General features: G+C 38.2%; 19 protein-coding genes. 4 read left to right on the top strand and 15 right to left on the bottom strand.

The features are described from left to right. Window positions 1-22 precede the first annotated feature (22 nt). Window positions 23-1219: an elongation factor Tu gene (gene tuf, locus KUA57_RS06555; protein ID WP_001040726.1), complete on the bottom strand. Its 1197-nt coding sequence runs from the start codon at window positions 1217-1219 to the stop codon at window positions 23-25. A gap of 206 nt (window positions 1220-1425) precedes the next feature. Continuing rightward, window positions 1426-2535: an AI-2E family transporter gene (locus KUA57_RS06550; protein WP_023947789.1), complete on the bottom strand. Its 1110-nt coding sequence runs from the start codon at window positions 2533-2535 to the stop codon at window positions 1426-1428. A 102-nt stretch (window positions 2536-2637) separates the two neighbouring features. Here KUA57_RS06550 and pbp3 point away from each other — a divergent pair, with 102 nt between their 5' ends. Next, window positions 2638-3879, top strand: a complete 1242-nt coding sequence (gene pbp3 / locus KUA57_RS06545; protein ID WP_218493892.1) for a D-alanyl-D-alanine carboxypeptidase PBP3 — start codon at window positions 2638-2640, stop codon at window positions 3877-3879. Window positions 3880-4069: 190 nt separating this feature from the next. Here pbp3 and sdbB read toward each other — a convergent pair whose 3' ends face one another. The 12 genes from sdbB to KUA57_RS06485 form a co-directional block, all read right to left on the bottom strand. Beyond that, a complete protein-coding gene (sdbB, locus tag KUA57_RS06540; protein ID WP_004260720.1) occupies window positions 4070-4636 on the bottom strand; it encodes a thiol-disulfide oxidoreductase-associated lipoprotein SdbB in 567 nt (188 codons plus the stop codon). Window positions 4637-4647: 11 nt separating this feature from the next. Next, on the bottom strand, window positions 4648-5355 hold the full coding sequence (gene ccdA2, locus KUA57_RS06535; RefSeq protein ID WP_218493891.1) for a thiol-disulfide oxidoreductase-associated membrane protein CcdA2: 708 nt from the start codon (window positions 5353-5355) through the stop codon (window positions 4648-4650). Window positions 5356-5551: 196 nt separating this feature from the next. Further along, window positions 5552-5971 carry a F0F1 ATP synthase subunit epsilon gene (locus KUA57_RS06530; RefSeq protein ID WP_218493890.1) on the bottom strand — a complete coding sequence of 140 codons (420 nt, stop codon included), beginning with the start codon at window positions 5969-5971 and terminating at the stop codon, window positions 5552-5554. Between the two features lie 10 nt (window positions 5972-5981). Further along, window positions 5982-7388, bottom strand: coding sequence for a F0F1 ATP synthase subunit beta (gene atpD / locus KUA57_RS06525; protein ID WP_000094358.1), 1407 nt, complete (start codon window positions 7386-7388; stop codon window positions 5982-5984). 85 nt (window positions 7389-7473) lie between these two features. Next, window positions 7474-8352 carry a F0F1 ATP synthase subunit gamma gene (locus tag KUA57_RS06520; protein WP_218493889.1) on the bottom strand — a complete coding sequence of 293 codons (879 nt, stop codon included), beginning with the start codon at window positions 8350-8352 and terminating at the stop codon, window positions 7474-7476. Between the two features lie 15 nt (window positions 8353-8367). Continuing rightward, on the bottom strand, window positions 8368-9873 hold the full coding sequence (gene atpA, locus KUA57_RS06515) for a F0F1 ATP synthase subunit alpha (protein ID WP_218493888.1): 1506 nt from the start codon (window positions 9871-9873) through the stop codon (window positions 8368-8370). A 14-nt stretch (window positions 9874-9887) separates the two neighbouring features. Next, window positions 9888-10424 carry a F0F1 ATP synthase subunit delta gene (locus KUA57_RS06510; RefSeq protein ID WP_218493887.1) on the bottom strand — a complete coding sequence of 179 codons (537 nt, stop codon included), beginning with the start codon at window positions 10422-10424 and terminating at the stop codon, window positions 9888-9890. Then, window positions 10424-10918 carry a F0F1 ATP synthase subunit B gene (gene atpF, locus KUA57_RS06505; RefSeq protein ID WP_218493886.1) on the bottom strand — a complete coding sequence of 165 codons (495 nt, stop codon included), beginning with the start codon at window positions 10916-10918 and terminating at the stop codon, window positions 10424-10426. The genes KUA57_RS06510 and atpF overlap by 1 nt, the downstream gene beginning before the upstream one ends. Window positions 10919-10931: 13 nt before the next feature. Then, entirely contained in the window at window positions 10932-11642 is a 711-nt protein-coding gene (atpB, locus tag KUA57_RS06500) for a F0F1 ATP synthase subunit A (protein WP_000392870.1), read from the bottom strand. A gap of 33 nt (window positions 11643-11675) precedes the next feature. Next, window positions 11676-11876, bottom strand: coding sequence for a F0F1 ATP synthase subunit C (locus KUA57_RS06495; protein ID WP_001054560.1), 201 nt, complete (start codon window positions 11874-11876; stop codon window positions 11676-11678). Between the two features lie 315 nt (window positions 11877-12191). Then, window positions 12192-13478, bottom strand: coding sequence for a peptidase U32 family protein (locus KUA57_RS06490; RefSeq protein WP_000169063.1), 1287 nt, complete (start codon window positions 13476-13478; stop codon window positions 12192-12194). 137 nt (window positions 13479-13615) lie between these two features. Continuing rightward, entirely contained in the window at window positions 13616-14314 is a 699-nt protein-coding gene (locus KUA57_RS06485) for a GntR family transcriptional regulator (protein WP_125447791.1), read from the bottom strand. Window positions 14315-14455: 141 nt separating this feature from the next. Here KUA57_RS06485 and guaA point away from each other — a divergent pair, with 141 nt between their 5' ends. Continuing rightward, the gene (guaA, locus tag KUA57_RS06480; RefSeq protein WP_125447771.1) at window positions 14456-16018 is read left to right on the top strand and encodes a glutamine-hydrolyzing GMP synthase; all 1563 of its coding nucleotides are present in this window, start codon (window positions 14456-14458) and stop codon (window positions 16016-16018) included. A 335-nt stretch (window positions 16019-16353) separates the two neighbouring features. On the opposite strand, the gene KUA57_RS06475 is transcribed toward guaA, so the two are convergent. Then, window positions 16354-17919: a DUF4062 domain-containing protein gene (locus KUA57_RS06475; protein ID WP_125447772.1), complete on the bottom strand. Its 1566-nt coding sequence runs from the start codon at window positions 17917-17919 to the stop codon at window positions 16354-16356. Window positions 17920-18589: 670 nt separating this feature from the next. Here KUA57_RS06475 and KUA57_RS06470 point away from each other — a divergent pair. Both KUA57_RS06470 and KUA57_RS06465 read left to right on the top strand, forming a co-directional pair. Further along, entirely contained in the window at window positions 18590-19363 is a 774-nt protein-coding gene (locus KUA57_RS06470; RefSeq protein WP_125447773.1) for an ABC transporter ATP-binding protein, read from the top strand. Then, window positions 19353-21407 carry an FtsX-like permease family protein gene (locus KUA57_RS06465; RefSeq protein ID WP_125447774.1) on the top strand — a complete coding sequence of 685 codons (2055 nt, stop codon included), beginning with the start codon at window positions 19353-19355 and terminating at the stop codon, window positions 21405-21407. The genes KUA57_RS06470 and KUA57_RS06465 overlap by 11 nt, the downstream gene beginning before the upstream one ends. The last annotated feature ends 27 nt before the right edge of the window (window positions 21408-21434 follow it).

Raw genomic sequence — 21434 nt, 5'->3', positions numbered from 1 at the left:
TTCTTCTGGGAACTAAATCGAATTAAGCTTCGATTTCTGTAACCATACCTGAACCAACAGTACGTCCACCCTCACGGATAGAGAATGTAGTACCTTGTTCTACGGCGATTGGGTGGATCAACTCAACGTCGATTGTCACGTTATCACCAGGCATTACCATTTCAGTACCTGCTGGAAGTTCGATTGAACCTGTAACGTCAGTAGTACGGAAGTAGAATTGTGGACGGTAGTTGTTGAAGAATGGAGTGTGACGTCCACCTTCTTCTTTAGTAAGGATGTAAACTTCACCTTTGAATTTAGTGTGTGGGTTGATTGAACCTGGTTTAGCGATAACTTGTCCACGTTCGATTTCGTCACGTTGAACACCACGAAGAAGGACACCTACGTTATCTCCGGCAAGACCTTCGTCAAGTTGTTTACGGAACATTTCAACACCAGTAACAACTGCTTTTTGAGTTTCTTCTTTGATACCAACGATTTCGATTTCGTCGTTGACTTTAACGATACCACGGTCGATACGTCCTGAAGCAACTGTACCACGTCCAGTGATTGAGAATACGTCTTCGACTGGAAGAAGCAATGGTTTGTCAGTGTCACGTTCTGGTTCTGGGATGTACTCATCAACTGTGTTCATCAATTCCATAACGATGTCTTCGTATTTAGTGTCACCTTCAAGGGCTTTAAGAGCTGAACCTTGGATAACTGGAAGATCGTCACCTGGGAAGTCGTATTCTGACAATAGGTCACGGATTTCCATTTCAACCAATTCAAGCAATTCTTCATCGTCAACCAAGTCAACTTTGTTCATGAAGACGATAAGGTGTTTAACACCAACCTGACGTGAAAGAAGGATGTGCTCACGAGTTTGTGGCATTGGTCCGTCAGTTGAAGCTACTACAAGGATAGCTCCGTCCATTTGAGCGGCACCAGTGATCATGTTTTTAACGTAGTCCGCGTGTCCTGGAGCGTCGATGTGAGCGTAGTGACGTTTTTCAGTTTCGTACTCAACGTGCGCAGTGTTGATAGTGATACCGCGTTCGCGTTCTTCTGGAGCAGCATCGATAGACGCATAGTCTTTAGGTTGGTTAACTGATGAAGGCAAGCGACGTGCCAAAACAGTTGTGATAGCTGCAGTTAGGGTAGTTTTACCGTGGTCAACGTGTCCGATAGTACCAATGTTAACGTGTGGTTTACTACGATCGTATTTTTCTTTTGCCATTTGAGTAAAAGCCTCCAATAAAATATATTTTATAGATAGACAGTAGGCAATACAGTCTAACTTTCCTTACTATTTTATCAAATTTCAGCTAAATTGCAAGTGTTTTACAAAGTTTTTGTGAATTATTCTTAATCTACTAATCTAAACGGTATTTCTACTCCCATCACTTCTTTAATGAAAAAGAAAAATCAGGAATTTCCTGATTTTTACTTAGCTAATTCTCTTTCTCGTTCTTTCATTATTTTATGATTTTCATACAAACGTGATAAAAACTTAGAAATTTCTTTTAAGATAGAATAGGTTGGTACTGCGACAATCATGCCAATGACACCATAGATATTACTTGATAACAAAAGTAATACTAAAATCGTAATTGGATGAACCTTCATCACTCCACCAACGATTCGAGGGTAAAGGATGTTCCCATCTACTTGTTGAATAATCAACATATAAACAACTGCAATCAGCATTCTATGAGGATCAGTAAAGACATTGGCGATAATCATCGGAATCAAACCAATACTTGGTCCAACATAAGGAATGAGATTGGCCAATCCTGAAAAGATGGCAAAGACCAAAGCGTATTTCAAACCAATCACGCTATATCCGATAAAGGCCAAACAACCAATAATAATCGCATCAATAGCAACTCCACTAATATATCGAGCAATTGTAGTATTCAAATTTTTTAAAAGACCTGTAATATGCAACTTATCTCGCTTTAAAACAGTACGCTCAAGCATCGGCAAGAATTTGTGGCCATCTAACAAAAAATAAATTAAAAATACAGGTGTCATGATAATAATCAAAACAGTACTAAAGAGCGCAGATAAGACACTTCCAACACTATTCGTTACACTATTTAGGATATTCTGTAGAATATCTACATAAGAGAGATTTAACTGTTGAATAGTCGCTTGAATATCTAAATTTTGAAAGGCTGGATAAGTGGATAAATCGATAATCAAATCTTGCAGACGACTGTAGATTGTCTGACTTGTAGCAATCAAACTTGTCAGCTGATTAATCAAAATCGGTAAGAGATAGACGACCCCAATAACTAGCCCACAAACCAAGGCGCACAAGGTTAGTAGAATACCAATGATACGGTTAATTTTGAAATACTTTTGTAAAAAATTTACAATAGGATTGGTCAAATAATATAAAAAACCACCTAAAAGAAAGGGAATCATTATAGTGTTTGCGACACTTACAAAAGGCGTTATAATCCCACCCATCTGTCTCCATAAATAAAAGATGATGGTTAATAGTAAAATCTCACTGGTCCAAAAAAATAATTTATTCTTACGAAACATGAAGTACCTCCATTCATCTATTTTACCACACTTTCAAAAAAGCTTCTTTCTTATATCATGAAACTGGGAATATTTTTTTCTTTATGATAGAATAAACTTACTATGAAAAAAATAATTTTAACTCTCCTAAGCCTTTCCGTTATTGGGGCAGCATCTACTGTTGATGCTCAAGATTTTAATATTGCTGCTAAACATGCAATTGCTGTTGAGGCAAATACCGGTAAAATTCTCTATGAGAAAGATGCAACCCAGCCAGTTGAAATTGCTTCGATCACAAAATTGATTACTGTTTATCTTGTCTATGAAGCCTTGGAAAACGGTAGTATTACACTATCAACTCCGGTAGATATCTCTGATTATCCATACAAATTAACGACAAATTCTGAAGCGAGTAACGTTCCTATGGAGGCTCGTAATTATACCGTCGAACAACTACTGGAAGCAACCCTAGTATCCAGTGCTAACAGTGCAGCTATTGCCCTAGCTGAGAAAATTGCTGGCTCAGAAAAAGATTTCGTCGATATGATGAGGGCAAAACTCTTGGAATGGGGAATTCAGGATGCCACTGTTGTCAATACGACTGGTCTTAACAATGAGACACTAGGGGATAACATTTACCCGGGTTCAAAAAAAGATGATGAAAACAAGCTCAGTGCTTATGATATCGCTATCGTTGCTCGCAATCTCATCAAAAAATACCCACAAGTCTTAGAAATCACGAAAAAACCTTCTTCTACTTTTGCTGGAATGACAATCACTTCTACCAACTACATGTTAGAGGGCATGCCTGCTTATCGCGGTGGTTTTGATGGCCTTAAGACAGGAACAACAGACAAGGCTGGAGAATCTTTTGTTGGTACTACTGTTGAAAAAGGGATGAGGGTTATCACAGTTGTTTTGAATGCAGATCATCAAGACAATAATCCTTACGCTCGCTTCACAGCTACATCTTCACTAATGGATTATATCTCTTCTACATTCACACTTCGCAAAATCGTTCAGAAAGGTGATGCCTATCAAGATAGCAAAGCCCCTGTACAAGATGGAAAAGAAGATACCGTCACTGCCGTTGCCAAAGATGACATCTCTCTAATTGAACGTGTTGGGGGACAATCGTCCCAAACTGTTCAATTCACACCTGATTCTAAGGCAATTCCAGCACCACTTGAAGCTGGAACAGTGGTTGGCCATTTAACTTATGAAGACAATGATTTGATTGGTCAAGGTTACATCACTACAGAACGTCCTAGTTTTGAAATGGTAGCAGAAAAGAAAGTTGAAAAAACCTTCTTCTTAAAAGTTTGGTGGAATCAGTTTATCCGCTTCATCAACGAGAAGCTATGATATAATAAACTTCTTAAAGCTAAAAAATAAATATTATGTTTAAAGAAAAAGAAGGGGAATCTGTATAATACAGAACTCCCTTCTTTTTTTAAACTTAATTTATTAATAGCAAAAATCCCCTAAATCTTAGATTAACACTATCTAAAATCTAGAGGATTAATTATATAAATACTATTTTAAAATCTTGATTCTAGTTCATTTCTTTAAAGGCTGCTTCTGCATCCTCGTTGCTGATAACACCAAATTGAATCTTGCCAATCTTTCCTTGACTGTCAATCAGGTATTCTGTAGGAATGCTTCGAATTTGGTAAGCTTGGAAGGTGGTTCCTTTTGTGTCATAAAGTACTGGGATATCTTTATATCCTTGATCTTGGAACCATTGTGGGAATTGCTCGACAGTTTTTTCACCTTGAATTCCTGGTGCAATGACACTAAGAATTTCAAAATCACGATCTGGTTTCGCCGCTAATTCCATCAACTCAGGCATACTTTTCTTACATGGACCACACCATGAAGCCCAAAACTTTAAGTAGACTTTTTTACCCTTATAATCAGATAACTTAACTTCTTTACCATCCATAGATTGCAAGGTAAAGTCTGGAGCCTCTTTCCCAACAGCAATTTGTTGTACAGTCGTTTGTTGCTGTTGTTTTGGGGATTGTTGTGGAGCTTGAGTCTTTTTAGTCTCTTCCTCACCACAGGCTATCAATACGACTAATGACAAGAGGCTTAAGCCAGCAAACATTACTTTTTTCATCTTTTTCTCCTTTATTCAAAAATTCCAGCTAGAACATTTACTTGTCCTAACAGTAATAAAATTCCCATTAAAATAATGAGGAAACCACCAATTTTCTTCAGTAGCATCATATGACGTTTAATTTTACTAAAATAAGGCATCACTACACCAGAAGCTAGAGCCAAAACCAAGAAAGGAATAGCCATCCCCATAGTGTAAACAAGAGTATAGATAGCTCCTTGCCAGGCACCATTGCCTCCAGAAGCCGCAAGTGCTAAAACAGAACTTAAAACTGGACCAATACAAGGCGTCCAACCAAAGCTGAAGGTAATACCAAGTAAAAAAGCTGACCAATAACGATTAGAATCTGATTTTTTAAAGGTAAAGCTTTTTTGAACCTCTAATTTCTTAAAATGAAAAATTTCCATCTGGTGTAAACCTAAAATGATAATAATTGTTCCCATGACATATCGAAACCAATTTGCATAGAGAATATTACCAAAGTAACCAGCACCAAATCCTAAGATAAAGAAAATGAGAGAGATACCTGCAATAAAGCAAAGTGTTCGAATCAAGCCTGACCAGACAACCTTTCTTCCAAACAAGGAGAAGCTTTTTGCACTTTCCTGATCATCCAATAAAATTCCAGTATAGACTGGTAATAGAGGAAAAATGCAAGGGGAAAAGAAGGACAAGATACCTGCCAAAAAAACGGAGATTGAAAATACTATCGTTTCCAATAAAAAACCAACTTTCTTAATAATTCTAATACTATTTTACTATAATCAATTTCATTTGTATGATTTCTGCTACGCAATTTGTATTACGCTATCTTTTTATTATCTTTTATATCAATAGACGATTCTAATTTTTCATCAGTTTTGCACCTTAAGAAAACATAAAAAATGAACTTGGTAACTCAAGTTCATTTTTTTCTTATAGTCTTTTTCCGACATTGATACGATTAATAGCACGTTGCAAAGCAATCTTAGCACGACGTTCTTGATCAATCAAGTGTTTATCTTGTGCTTCCTCAATTTCTTGCTCTGCACGAAGTTTGGCACGTTCTGCACGACTAATATCGATATCACGAGCACGTTCTGCAGAATCAGCAACTATTGTGATAACATTGTTGGCAATTTCGATAACACCACCATTCACTGCAATCCAGTTAACATGGTTTTCGTCATCGACACGTTTTACCTTTACTTCATCTACTGCTAAAACCGCAATCATATTTTCATGTCGTGGCAAGATCCCCATCTCACCATCCAGAGTTCGAACTGATACATAGCTGGCATGGTGATCATAGACGAGACCATCTGGTGTCACGATCTGGACAGTTAACTGAGCCATAGATCACCTCTTAAAATCCCATTTTTTCAGCTTTTGCAATCACATCTTCGATAGAACCTACACCACGGAAGGCATCTTCTGGTAACTGGTCATGTTTACCATCAAGGATTTCCTTAAAGCCACGTACAGTTTCAGCAACTGGGACATAAGAACCTGGCTGACCAGTAAATTGTTCCGCAACGTTGAAGTTTTGTGACAAGAAGAACTGGATACGACGGGCACGAGCAACCAAGGTCTTTTCTTCATCAGAAAGCTCATCCATACCAAGGATAGCAATGATATCTTGCAATTCATGGTAACGTTGAAGGACACGTTTTACTTCGGCAGCAACTGCATAGTGCTCTTCTCCAACGATTTCAGGTGCCAAGGCACGTGAGCTTGAAGCAAGTGGGTCAACTGCTGGATAGATACCCAATTGTACCAACTTACGTTCCAAGTTGGTTGTTGAATCCAAGTGAGCGAAAGCTGTTGCTGGCGCTGGGTCAGTATAGTCATCCGCTGGCACATAGATAGCCTGGATAGAGGTTACAGAACCCTTCTTAGTTGATGTGATACGTTCTTGCAATTGACCCATTTCCGTAGCAAGTGTTGGTTGGTAACCAACGGCTGATGGCATACGACCCAAAAGGGCAGATACTTCAGAACCAGCCTGAGTGAAACGGAAGATATTATCGATAAAGAGAAGCACATCTTGGCCTTCTACATCACGGAAGTATTCAGCGATTGTCAAACCAGTAAGGGCAACACGCATACGTGCTCCTGGTGGCTCATTCATCTGACCAAATACCATGGCTGTTTTCTCGATAACGCCTGATTCTTTCATTTCCCAGTAAAGGTCGTTCCCCTCACGAGTACGTTCCCCAACACCAGTAAACACTGAAATACCACCGTGTTCTTGGGCAATGTTGTGAATCAATTCTTGAATCAAGACGGTTTTACCAACTCCGGCACCACCGAAAAGTCCAACCTTACCACCTTTAAGGTAAGGGGCAAGAAGGTCGATAACCTTAATCCCTGTTTCAAGGATTTCAGAAGAGGTAGACAACTCATCAAAAGTTGGAGCTTTTTTATGAATTGGCTGACGCTCTGCATCTTCTGTAAAAGGAGCTTCCAAGTCAATGGTATCTCCCAAAACATTGAAGACACGTCCCAAAGTTTCTTTACCTACTGGTACAGAGATTGGACGACCTGTGTCCAATACTTCCATTCCACGAGTCAAACCATCTGTTGATTCCATGGCGATAGTACGAACCATACCATCTCCCAACTCTAAGGCTACTTCAAGGACGATTTTTGTTTTTCTTTCGTCATTTTTGTAGACGACAAGTGCATTGTTAATCTCAGGAAGTTTTTCCCCTGCTGCAAACAAGACGTCTACAACGGGACCGATAACCTGAGCAATTTTACCTGAACTCATCTCCTTCTCCTATTCTATATAAGATACTGTCGGTCCCTAGCTTAACTAGGTCCTAAGTTCATTTTCATACGAGCTGGACTAGAGCCTATTCTAAGGCACTAGCTCCTGCTACGATTTCTGTAATTTCTTGTGTAATCGCCGCCTGTCTGGCACGGTTATACTGAATTGTCAAATCATTAATGACTTTCTTAGCATTATCTGTCGCTGTTTGCATGGCTGTCATACCCGCAGCATTTTCAGCTGTCTTAGCATCGATAATAGCCCCGTAAATCATACTTTCTGCAAACTGAGGCAACAACTGCTCCAAAATTTCTTCTCGGCTAGTTTCCAATTCAAAGGTCAAGCTGTAACTGTCATCTGCTTCATTTGGATCCAAGTCAACAATTGGAAGCATTTGCTCCACACGCATTTGACTGGTTAGCGTATTGACATGGTGGTTATAGCAGACATAGAGTTCATCAAAAAGTTCATTTTGGTACATTTCAACAGTTTTTGAAATGATCTTACGAACTTCATCAAAGCTTGGTTGATCCGCCAAGCCACGTAATTCATAAAGTGGTTGAATACCACGAGCCTTAAAGAAATCAGCTCCCATTCCACCAATACAGATCATTTCAAAACCTGTACCGTCGGGGTGGTATTCTTCTTTCAACTCCATAACGGCTTTCAAAATAGAAGAATTATAACCTCCAACCAAACCGCGGTCTGAAGTAATGACGATATAGCCTGTCTTCTTAACTGGGCGGCTAATCAACATCGGATTGGTTGAACTGCCGGCTCCATTACCATGAAGAATATCCGTCAAAAGTTTACGAACTTTCTGAGCATAAACTTGGAAATTACGAGCTGCTTCTTCAGAGCGACCTAGCTTAGCAGCCGATACCATTTGCATGGCATTTGTGATTTGACTAGTATTTTTTGTTGAGGCGATTTTTGTTTTAATATCATTTAGAGATACTGCCATCTGACACCTCTATTCTTATTGGAAGCTGGTTTGATTGAGAAACTCTGTAATCGCAGCATCCAAGACTGCTTCTTCTGGCAAGTCTTTTGTATCACGAATGGTTTCCAAAATCTCTGGATGTTGAGCGTCAAAGAAGGCATGGAACTCTTCCTCGAAACGAACAATATCATCTACTGGAACAGTATCCAAGAAACCATGTGTCAAAGCATAGAGAATGGTTACTTGTTTCTCAACAGGTAATGGTTTGTGAACAGGTTGTTTCAAAACTTCAACTGTACGACGTCCACGGTTCAACTTAGCCTGTGTTGCCGCATCCAAATCAGAACCAAACTTAGTGAAGGCTTCCAACTCACGGTATGAAGCAAGGTCGATACGAAGTGTACCAGCAACCTTCTTCATGGCTTTGATTTGCGCAGAACCACCTACACGGGATACAGATGAACCCGCATCAATGGCTGGACGAATACCCGCATTGAAAAGACCATCACCAAGGAAGATTTGTCCATCAGTGATTGAAATCACGTTGGTTGCGATATAGGCAGAGATATCTCCTGCTTGTGTCTCGATAAACGGTAAGGCTGTAATAGATCCACCACCAAGTTCATCAGAAACTTTAGCTGAGCGCTCAAGCAAACGGCTGTGAAGGTAGAAAACATCCCCTGGGAAGGCTTCACGACCTGGCGGACGACGAAGCAAGAGAGACAGTTCACGATAGGCTACCGCTTGTTTTGAAAGATCATCATAAACGATTAAAACATGCTTACCTTGGTACATAAATTCTTCCGCCATAGCAACCCCAGCATAAGGAGCTAGGAAGAGCAATGGAGATGGTTGTGAAGCAGAAGCCGTCACAACGATTGTGTAGTCCAAGGCACCGTACTGACGAAGTGTTTCTACTTGCGTACGAACTGTTGATTCTTTCTGTCCAATCGCTACGTAGATACAGATCATATCTTGACCTTTTTGGTTCAAGATTGTATCAATCGCAATGGTTGTTTTCCCCGTCTGACGGTCACCGATAATCAACTCACGTTGACCACGGCCAATCGGTACAAGGGCGTCAATAGCTTTCAAACCAGTTTGCAATGGTTCTGATACAGACTTACGTTGCATAACACCAGGAGCTGGTGCTTCTACTGGACGAGTTTTATCTGTGTGGATTTCTCCAAGACCGTCAACTGGACGACCGAGTGGATCCACAACACGACCAATCAGACTCGCCCCAACAGGAACTTCCATGATTTTCCCTGTACGGCGGATTGTATCGCCTTCACGGATATCTGTAAAGTCACCTAGGATGATAATACCAACGTCTGTTGACTCTAAGTTTTGAGCCATCCCATAAGAGCCGTTTTCAAAAATCAACAACTCTCCACTCATGGCATTTTCAAGGCCATGAGCACGCGCGATACCATCCCCGATATAGGTTACAACACCTGTTTCAGTCACATCAAAATTGGGTTTGAAATTTTCAATTTGTTGCTTAATTAAAGCGCTGATTTCTTGTGCGTTAATTGCCAAAAGAACACCACTTTCTATTTCAAATTTTCTTTAACAACTTTAAGTTGTTGTTTAATACTCACATCAATTGTCTTGTGATTGGCAAAAATGACAAAACCACCAATAAGACTTTCATCGATTTGTTCTTTTACACTCCTTACTTTAAGAGACATTTTTTTCTCAATCAAAGGGAGCAAGCGACTCTTCTGTTCATCAGTTAAAGGATGAGCTGACGTAATCGTCACTTCAAATCGATTTGTTTCTTTTTCAAGTCGGTTCAAGCAATCTACAAGAATATCATAAAAAAGATTTGCTCTGTGATTGTAGATAAGAACCTGGATAAAGTTTTGCAATAAAGGTGACACTGAGTCTTGGAAGAACGCAATCGTTTTTTCCTTGTCAGACTCGTCTACTGCCACTTTTTTTAAAAAAGAAGGTAAACCAGTTTCTTCAGCAACTTGCTTGATTTGAGCTAAGTCTGAAAAGATACGGTCTTCTTCTCCTTTTTCTAAAACCAATTGGACAAAAGGCATGCTGTATTTTTCAATTACCTTTACTATTTTCTTGTCCATTAAGCTTCTCCTAACTGATCGATATACTGATCAATGAGTTCTTTATGGGCATGACCGTCAAGGTTTTGTGAGATGATTTTACCAGCCAAGCTGATTGTCAAATCTGCTACCTCACCCTTAACGCTTTGTAAAGCTTCAGCTTTATTTTGAGCAATTTCTTGGTTCGCTTTTTCTTTCAAGCGTCCTGCTTCTAGCTTAGCATCTGCTAAAATACTAGCTTTGCTTTTCTCAGCTGTTTCTTTCGCATTCTCAATGATTGTCTTAGCTTCTTTACGGCTACCAGCCAATTCATCTTCGCGTCTCTGAGCCAATACTTCTGCTTTTTGACGTGCTTGTTCAGCTCCGTCAATATCTGCTGCAATTTTTTCTGCTCTTTGTTCGAAAATGCTAATCAAATTTGACCAAGCGTATTTCTTAACCAAGACTAGCAAGAGAATAAAGGAACCAGCGATTAGTATAAAATCACCAAGTAATTCACCTACTGTTACATTCATAAACTACTCCTTTCTATTCTTCATCATTAATTTTATTTCCTAGGTACATTGAAGATAACAATGTAAATACATATGCTTGTACACAAGAAATAAAAACAGAAAATGCAGTCCAGATTAGATTTGTTCCAAAAGCAATAGGATACCAATAGAAGGCCTGATGAGAAAGTAGGACTAACATACTTGCCATCACTTCTCCTGCAAAGATATTACCAAAGACCCGCAATGCAAGTGAAAGGAGATTGGTAACTTCTTCTAAGAGATTCATTGGTGTCATAAAACCTGGTGTTACAAATGCTTTTAAATACTTTTTGATTCCACGACGACGAATTCCTTCTACGTGGGTCATTAAGATAATTGTAAAAGACAAGACCAAGTCAAATGACAAATTTGCTGTTGGTGAGGTCCAAAGATTTACACCATCTGTAGTCTGAATTCTAGCCATTAAGCCAATATTATTTGCAATGGCCATAAATAGGAATAAACAGAAATAAAAGAGAGAATAATCCTTTATCATTGGACCAAGGTTTGATTTTGTAAATCCAACAACAAAATCAAATAAATACTCTAATACATTTTGTTTTCCTGTGGGTCTCAAAGTCATATTTCGAGTTGCCCAATAAATAAAGCCAAAAATAAGTGCTACAGTCAACAAAGTCAAAACTACTATGGTTAAATTAAAGGTAACAGGACCAATATTGATGGTTGGATTAATACTTTCTTCCATCTAAAATCCTCCCTTTTTCAATTTATACTTCTTTTATTTGATGATAAATGAAAAGACAAGAGTAACGAAGAAAGTACCTTCAATAAAGGCAACCCCTAGGATCATCAAACTACGTAGTTCTGAGATGATATCTGGTTGGCGAGCAACTGATTTCAACAAACCGTTCATCAACATACCTTCACCAAGAGATACACCCATACAGGCAAGACATAGACCGAAAAATGTTAAATTCATGACGAATTCTCCTTTTAATTAAAATTTACTTACTTAGTTTAGTCCTAAAAATTGGATTTGTCAACTTTTTACTTACGTTGAAAGCGTTTAATGGAAATTATTTACAATTTTACTATTTTTAAGTCTATTATATAGAAAACTTTGCAAAAAACTTGTAATAAATCCCTCCATTATCTAGATCTTTCTGAAAAATAATGAAAAAATCCGAGATGAAATCTCGGATGGAAATTAATATATTTTCTTTAACCTAATGTTCTTTTAGTAAGTAGGATTAAAGGGAAAGCAACTAGAAAGCTTTCCTCTCCTGCACGCTTATTAAGCACGAACTGTGACGCTGGTTCCATCTTCCTTATAAAGATTGATAAGACCTTCTTTGAGAGCTCGAACCATGTCTCCTGCTTGAACAGGTTGAGGCACCTTAATAGTCAATAGTTCCATTGGATTTGGAGCGCGATCGATCTTATTTCCTTTAGCATCATGCAGATCTTCGATATATGTTTCAAAATGACGGAAACCTGGACCGTAAAACTCAACTTGGTCCCCTTCGTTAATGACGTTCCGTTGGCGAATGGTTGCTGTTTGTGTCGCATCATCATAAGCAACCACTTCAGCGACAAACTTATACTCAGGAATTTTACGACGAGCACCAAATAACTGCTCATTTTCAGACGGCGTACCATAGTAGAAACCTGTTGCTAATTCACGTTGGGCAACCTTCCACATCTCATCAATCAAGTCTTGCTTGATAGCTTCAAACTTCTCTGGACTCTCTAGATAAGCATCAACAGCCGCCTTATAACAGTTAGTTACTGTCGAAACATAGTGAATAGACTTCATGCGTCCTTCGATTTTTAGACTGTCCACACCATTTTCAATCATATCCGGGATATGGTCAATCATTGACATATCAACGGCTGACATTGAAAATTCTTCAGGAATTTCACCTTTAAGACTCTTACGTTCCTTCCCAAATGGCATATCGTAAAGGTCGTATTTCCAACGGCATGACTGAGAGCATCCACCACGGTTAGCATCACGCATACTCATGTGGTTTGAAAGAGTACAACGACCAGAGTATGAAATACACATGGCACCATGTACAAAGGCTTCAATCTCAACATCTGTACGTTTGCGGATTTCAGCTAATTCTTCCATTGAAACCTCACGCGCCAAAACGACACGCGTCAAGCCCAATTCCTTCCAGAACTCAAGGGTTTCATAGTTAGTTGCACTTGCTTGGGTAGAGAGGTGGATTTCAAGACCAGGTGCTTCTGTTGCTGCAATCATAATCAAGGCTGGGTCAGATACGATAACTGCTGCAATCCCGATATCACGCAGTTTACGGAACCACTCACCAGCACCAGCTTCATTTCCTTCGTGCATAACCATGTTGGCAGCTACATAGACCTTAGCCCCATACTTGGCAGCAAACTGCACGCCTTCTTCCATCTGTTCGAAAGTAAAGTTACCTGCACGACTACGAAGACCATAGGCCTGACCACCGATAAAGACAGCATCTGCCCCATACTGAACAGCTACTTTTAGCTTCTCTAAAGTTCCTGCAGGTGATAAAACCTCAGGACGTTTTAATGTTTTTGTCATGTTTTCTCCTATTTGCAATATAAAAGTTTGACGTTTTTCCTTCTCATTTTATAGTAAATAAGCCATAAAATCAAGCCTAGACAGATTGTTTTGACAATTCTAATCTTTTAGGAAATCAAAAAACTAGCCTTTCTAGACTAGTTATTTTCAAGATAAAATTCAAAACGTTCGCCAACATACTGACTTTTCACGTATTCAAAAGCTGTCCCATCTTCTAGATAGGAAACCTGGGTTAATCCAAGAATAGCATGTCCTCTTTCAACTTCCAAATAGTGAGCAATCTTTTCTTTAGCTAGACGAGCGTAAATAGTCTGCTGTGATTTACCGATACGGTAGCCGTGTTTTTGCAGGGTTTGGAAGAAATGACTGGTGATTTCTTCTTTTTTAAAGTCCTTAATGAATTTTTCAGGAATAGAAGCAACTTCATAAACTAGAGGAACTTGGTCGGCATAGCGGACCCGTTCCATTCGGATAATATTCTCCGTTGGAGAAATTCCTAACTTTGCAACTTCCTGCTCATTGGGAATGGTTTTTCTGTAGGAAATGAGCTGGCTAGAGGGTACTTTACCTTGAGACTTAACAATTTCAGTAAAACTGGTTGTCCCTCGCATCTTTTCTTGTACCCGAGTACTAGAAACAAAGGTGCCACTTCCTACGCGGCGCTCTAAGACACCTTCTTCAACTAATAGAGATACAGCTTGGCGGAGGGTCATGCGACTGACCTCAAACTGCTCTGCTAAATCTCGTTCACTAGGAAGCCTCTCCCCAATAGCCCAACGGTGATCGTCAATATCCTTTTTAATCTGATCATGGATTTTCATATAAGCAGGTAGCATATTTTTCACTTCATTTCTATCTTTTCTCTATTGTACCCCAATAAACTAGAAAAAGTCAAACTTCGCCTTGTTTAGTTGGTAATTCGCCCTTATTTGTGATAGAATATTGAAAAAAGATATTTCTTTTGAGAAAGGAAAAAGATGAGCAACATTTCAACTGATTTGCAAGATGTAGAAAAAATCATCGTATTGGACTATGGTAGCCAATACAACCAGCTGATTTCACGCCGTATCCGTGAGATTGGTGTTTTTTCAGAATTAAAGAGCCATAAAATTTCAGCTGCTGAAGTTCGTGAAATCAATCCTGTAGGAATTATCCTATCAGGTGGTCCAAACTCTGTATACGAAGATGGTTCATTTGATATTGACCCAGAAATCTTCGAACTTGGAATTCCTATTTTGGGAATCTGTTACGGTATGCAATTATTAACCCATAAACTTGGAGGAAAAGTTGTTCCTGCAGGTGATGCTGGGAATCGTGAATACGGTCAATCAACTCTTACTCACACACCATCAGCTCTTTTTGAATCAACACCAGATGAGCAGACTGTGTTGATGAGCCATGGTGATGCGGTTACTGAGATTCCTTATGACTTTGTTCGTACAGGTACATCAGCTGACTGCCCATATGCAGCCATTGAAAACCCAGATAAACACATTTACGGTATCCAATTCCACCCAGAAGTTCGTCATTCTGTATACGGTAATGACATCCTTCGTAACTTTGCCCTTAACATCTGTAAGGCTAAAGGCGATTGGTCAATGGATAACTTTATTGATATGCAGATCAAAAAAATCCGTGAAACAGTTGGAGATAAACGTGTCCTTCTTGGCCTTTCAGGTGGGGTTGACTCTTCAGTTGTTGGGGTTCTTCTTCAGAAAGCAATTGGCGATCAATTGATCTGTATCTTTGTAGACCACGGTCTTCTTCGTAAAGGAGAAGCTGACCAAGTTATGGACATGCTTGGTGGTAAGTTTGGTTTAAATATCGTTAAAGCAGATGCTGCAAAACGTTTCCTCGACAAACTTGCTGGTGTTTCTGACCCTGAGCAAAAACGTAAAATCATCGGTAATGAATTTGTCTATGTATTCGATGACGAAGCAAGCAAGCTCAAAGATGTGAAATTCCTTGCTCAAGGTACCTTATATACAGACGTTATCGAGTCTGGTACAGATACAGCTCAAACTATCAAGTCACACCACAACGTGGGTGGTCTTCCAGAAGACATGCAGTTTGAATTGATTGAACCACTCAACACTCTTTATAAAGACGAAGTTCGTGCCCTTGGTACAGAGCTTGGTATGCCAGACCATATCGTATGGCGCCAACCATTCCCAGGACCAGGCCTTGCTATCCGTGTCATGGGTGAAATCACTGAAGAGAAACTTGAAACCGTTCGTGAGTCAGACGCTATTCTTCGTGAGGAAATTGCTAAAGCTGGCCTTGATCGCGATATCTGGCAATACTTCACAGTTAACACAGGCGTTCGTTCAGTCGGCGTTATGGGTGACGGTCGTACTTATGACTACACGATTGCAATCCGTGCGATCACTTCTATCGATGGTATGACTGCTGACTTTGCCAAAATTCCATGGGATGTCCTTCAAAAAATCTCAGTACGTATCGTAAACGAAGTGGATCATGTTAACCGTATCGTCTACGATATTACAAGTAAACCACCTGCAACCGTTGAGTGGGAATAGAGTTAATGAGTTAAAAAAAGCCTAGAAATCAATATTTCTAAGGCTTTTTATTTTGCTTTAACAACAATTTAACAACAAAAACTATTTTTCAGTATTTAAACCTAATATCATTTTAACCTTTTTGGTACTTTCTATATACATACCTTTCTTAGACTCGCTAACAATTCTAGCATAGTCTCTATTATCTTCAGACAATTCATAAATACGATAAAAATTATTATTAAATTAAACCCCACTAATCAAATCATTTTCTGCATTCATTATTTCATCGCTACATCAAGTTTCTGAATATATTTCTATTAAACCTTCATAAACAGTTAAACAATAAACCCTGATTAATCAATTTTTAAATGTATCTTACCCTTTACTACATCCGGTATATGCTTTGAAGTAATTTCATATTCGACAGTTTGAGGTACATTTTCAAACATTAGTATCGATGGAAATGCCATTGAGGAGTTATGTTTCAAATACTCAATGCCAAATCTTAAAATATCAAATTCTGAATTTGCAAAATCTTTATATATAAATATGTGGTCTAAAGAGTTTTTATAGTTGTATTTTTGATCTTCATAACTGGGTTTTGTAGTATATGTGAGAAGCGGATTAATATTAATTCTTTCTATATTTGATGGGATTATTTGAAAATAAGCGTAAGCATCAACTGAGTCACTTTCTTCAATTTTAAATAGCAATTCATCTAACTCAATTTCCTGTATCTCCTCAATTATGTTCTCCCCTGGATAAAGTAAGTTATTATGTTTTAATAGACAACCTTTTGGTACCATTAGTTTTACATCAATATCTTCATCATATGTTTTACCTAAGTTAGAAACGATTAGTTCGACAAATTTAATGTTATCTATGTATGTGAAATATTCAATGTACTCTTTGTAAGATATTATTTCCCAATATAATTTGTTTAATTTAGAAAAGCGTTTCTTTTCCTTGTCAGACCCTATATACGAAGGACCACTGTTACCGAAAGGAATTTGTACCTGAAGTTTATGTTTCATTAAATTCCCTAAATACCAAAAATTTTCATGTAGTTTGATTTGGTTTTCTTTAGCGAAATCATTTATAGTATATTTGAATTTATCACTAATGGCCACAGAATCAGCTATTTGATAAAGAAAATCAACATTCGCATCTTCTTTTGAAGGCATAGTCAACATTTTACTTTTATCTTCTAATATATCTGCTTCTTCAGAAATTACGGTACTGTTTAGTTCATCTATATATTCGTTAATCTTACTTTGCTTTTCATTAATAAATTTTGACTCCAGTAAACTAAATTGTTTAGGTAAAATATTTTCGTCAGATAATGTTTTTTTATCCCTTATTGTCAAAAACGGTTTTATATTTTCGTTTTGATAAGTTTCTTTTTCTGAAATTAATTTTAAAAAATAAAGTGATAGATGATTTGTAAAAAGCCTTTGAAAATCACTCTCATCTTTAACTATAAAAAATATCCCTCTATCTTTATATCTTTCTTTAAATTCTTGCACTTTTTCATATTGCTTAATGTCTATATTAGACGGAATTATCGGAGCTTCTAAAAAGTACATAAAAACTTGTTTGTCAGCTGATAGCATCTCCTCAATTTCTTCTTCCGTTCCGGATCCATAATTATCTGTTGCAGTACCAAATCTTGTCCAAAATATAGCAACAGCTGCATCACATTCCCTAACAATTTGCTTATTTAATAATTCCTGTGGTTTATCACCTGATTCAGGAAAGCTATCCGTTGACCAATGCTTGATTGATACTTGTATATTATTCAAACTACCATACAGTTTATTAAAATTATCAACAGCTTCCTTAATTAATTGAAGATAGCCAGTAACATCCCCAGGGCAAGAAATTAATAAATCGTAAATAGTCACTCCTTCTCTTGGCATCCATGTATCCTCCGAAAATTTAATACTATACAAATTTAACCTATTGTAATTATAAATCAAAAAAACAGTAAAATCAAATTCTCTTACTGTTTTATTGGTTATAAACAATTGGAAATGAATATTTTAGAACAAAGGTATCTACAACACAAAAGAGCAAATAAGGCTATGTTAATAGCATTTATCCCTTAGCGACTGCTCTTGTAAAAACTTATAGCAATGATGTAAAGGCATATTGGAAAAAAGATGATATTAATAAAGCAACAGAGAAAGCCAGTAATCGTATAGTGAGATTTATCTTTGGATAAAAAATAGTGTAGGCTGAAGAGAATTCTTTAAAACTAGCTTGCTACAATTATTCTTTGTCAGATTTCAATGAAGTAACTATAGAAAATAAGAACGGAAATAGATTTTCCTGTAAGATAATACCGCTGGATCATGAACTTCAGTGGTATTATTTTTTATGATTTCAATATTAGGAAAATTTCTCAACCTCTACTCCTCTTTTTAAATCCCTGAAACCATGCTATAATATAGTAAGTATAGCTCCAATAACCTGATTATAAAAGTCAGCGATAAAGATTTCTTACATCATCCGTAAGTGTTATTCTACTCTGATTCATATTATAATGAGAGTAACAAATGAAAGCAACAAAAGATGGAGGTGTTTCACATGGAAACCATTTTACGGGTAGAATCATTAAAAAAGCATTATGGGAAAGAGCCCAATATTACCAAAGCCTTGGATGGCATATCTTTTCAAGTTGTCAAAGGCGAGTTCTTAGGAATTATGGGGAGTAGCGGTTCTGGGAAAACAACCCTTCTTAACTGTATCGCTACTATTATCAAGCCAACTGATGGCTCTATTCAAATGCAAGGAAAAGATTTAGGTCAGTTAAAAGGGAACCATTTGGCTGATTATCGTGGCAAGGAAATTGGCTATCTCTTCCAGAATTTTGAGCTTTTGGACAATCTGACTGCCAAAGAGAATATTTTACTTCCCTTATCTTTGCACAAGGTCGATGCTAATGAAAGCAAGGTTCGGTTAGAATTGCTTTCCCAGTATCTGGATATTTCTGAACTTCTGAATAAGTTCCCATCTCAATTATCAGGTGGTCAACGGCAAAGGGTAGCTGCTGCGCGCGCCTTAATTTTAGACCCTAAGATTGTATTTGCGGACGAGCCCACAGGGGCTTTGGATTCAAAAAATGCGACCATTTTGATGCAAAAATTATCCGAAATGAATCAAGTGGAAGAAACCACCATTCTCATGGTGACCCACGATTCCGTAGCAGCTAGCTTTTGCAACCGCATCTTGTTTATCCAAGATGGAAAACTATTCCATGAAATCCGTCGCGATTATCCAAGAGAAAGTCAAGAAGACTTCTACCACAGAATACTAAAGGTCATGGCTGCACTAGCTGGAGGTGATGGTAATGTTTTCTAAATTAGTCTCAAGAAATAGCAAGAGAGATCGAAAAAATAACGGCTTGTATTTCAGTTCTATGGTTCTGTCTATTATCTCCTTTTACATCATCCTTTCTTTGTCTCATCAAGATGTGATGCACTTTCTAAAACAAATAGAAAGTGACGCTGTAAATAAACTCTTTAGCATGATTCCCATTCTTTATGTAGCAACGCTCTTTATTCTCTTTTTTCTAGTTTACTTCTCAAGCAGTATGCAGATGGAAAGGAGAAAACATGAATTTGGTGTTTATCTCACACTGGGCATGCGAAGAAGCAAACTCTTCTTACTGCTCCTACTCGAGGATTTGAGAAACAGTGTCCTTGCCCTTGGACTAGGCCTTCCTATTTCCATCTTAATTTCAGAATTGATTAGCCTAATAACCGCTAAAATTGTGGGACTAGGGATTATTGAACATCAATTTTCTCTATCTACCACAGCTCTACTCTATACAGTCATCGGCTTCCTAGCCGTAAAATTAGCTGTTTTTGTCCTTTTAAGTACAAAGACTGCCAATATGGAAATCGGAAACCTGCTCGCCTATTCTCCTTCTGGGATGAAGAAACTACTCCCCAAGGGGGTGTACCTTCTTGCTTCTGTCCTCGGAATTTTGCTTCTAGGAACAGCCTATTACATGGGTATGAGTGGACAAGCTTGGGAAAATGTCATAACAATGGGCATCACCGTTCTCTTAGGAACTCTGGGAACTATCCTACTCTTCTTTGGTATGCGTTTATTTATAGACTTTTTGGTCAAGCTTGGAAACAATCGAAAACTTCATGCCTATAATTTTAGACAGATTCAGGAATTAGTTATCCAACGCTCAACTATACTGGCTGTCTGCTCCCTCTTAATTTTCTCTGCCTTGTGCCTCTTTGGAGCAGGTGTGGCCATTGCAAGCGGCAATCCAGGCAATCAAACCCACGTATTGGATTATACATTTAGAGATAGCAAGCAGGAAACAGATGAAAATCTTGATGTAAATGCAGTTAAAAAAGAGCTTGAAGCTGCCGGACTAGTATCACAGTTTTCAAAGATTCTGCAAATTAAAGTAGGCCAAACTAAAGAACACGAATCCGTGTCCTTCGAAGAGGTCATCAAGGAGTTGAAAAATCAAAAAGACAACAAGAACAAGGAAGTTTTGCTCCATAAATTTAAACAGTCTACTAATTTCCACCTCATACCAGTTTCCGAATACAATGAACTTAAAAAGGCTGCCAATCTTCCTCCTCTAGAACTAACTAATAAGGAAGCATATTTGTATATGGGGAAAGATTTTCTGCCAGATGAAAGTCTTGTCAACTCTGTCCTAAAGACAAAGCCTCAAATCAAAGTCATGGGAAATGATGTAAAATTGATTGGCGAGGTGGAGTCTTTGCCAATCGTAACGGATCATGAGATAACCCTCTCTGTCGCTCTCATAGTTCCAGATGAGATTTTTATGAGCTATACAGACGGTCGCTATTCGAACTATGTTAGCGGTATCTTGGCTCCTGAGCTAGTCAAGGAAAAAGGCTTGATGAGAGCTATCTCAGATACCAATGAAAAGCTAAATCAAACCTCTCTTGGCTATGAAAGCTATATACAAAATATGGGAAGACAATTGTTTTACATTATCTCTGCCAGCTATGTCACCATCTATCTGTCTATCATCTTCCTTGTTGTCGCAAATACAATTATCGGCGTTCAGTTTTTGATGGGACAAAGACAATCCTATAGACGATACCAGACCTTAATCCATCTTGGTGCCAACTACGAAACTCTTTGTAAATCGTCAGAAAAGCAAGTCAACTGGTATTTCGGTCTACCAATAGCCCTTGCACTTATCAGTAGTAGCTTCGGAGTGAGCTCCCTCCTCACAGGAATAGTGCCCACTAGCGCAAGAATGGTTATGGGGCAGAGATTTATCACAGCCATGCTGATCGTACTGCTGTTAGCTGGCTTTGAAGTCATCTATATCAGAATTGTAAAGAAAAATAGCAACAAGTACTTATTGTCATTAATGGAACCCAAAAGAGATGAATAAGGTAGAATAAAATAGGAAAAGGAGGAA

The organism is Streptococcus vulneris (assembly GCF_019218685.1).
In the GTDB taxonomy this organism is placed as follows: Bacteria; Bacillota; Bacilli; order Lactobacillales; family Streptococcaceae; genus Streptococcus; species Streptococcus vulneris.
Note: the sequence above shows the minus strand (reverse complement) of the source record. Positions and strands in the feature narration are given on the sequence as shown.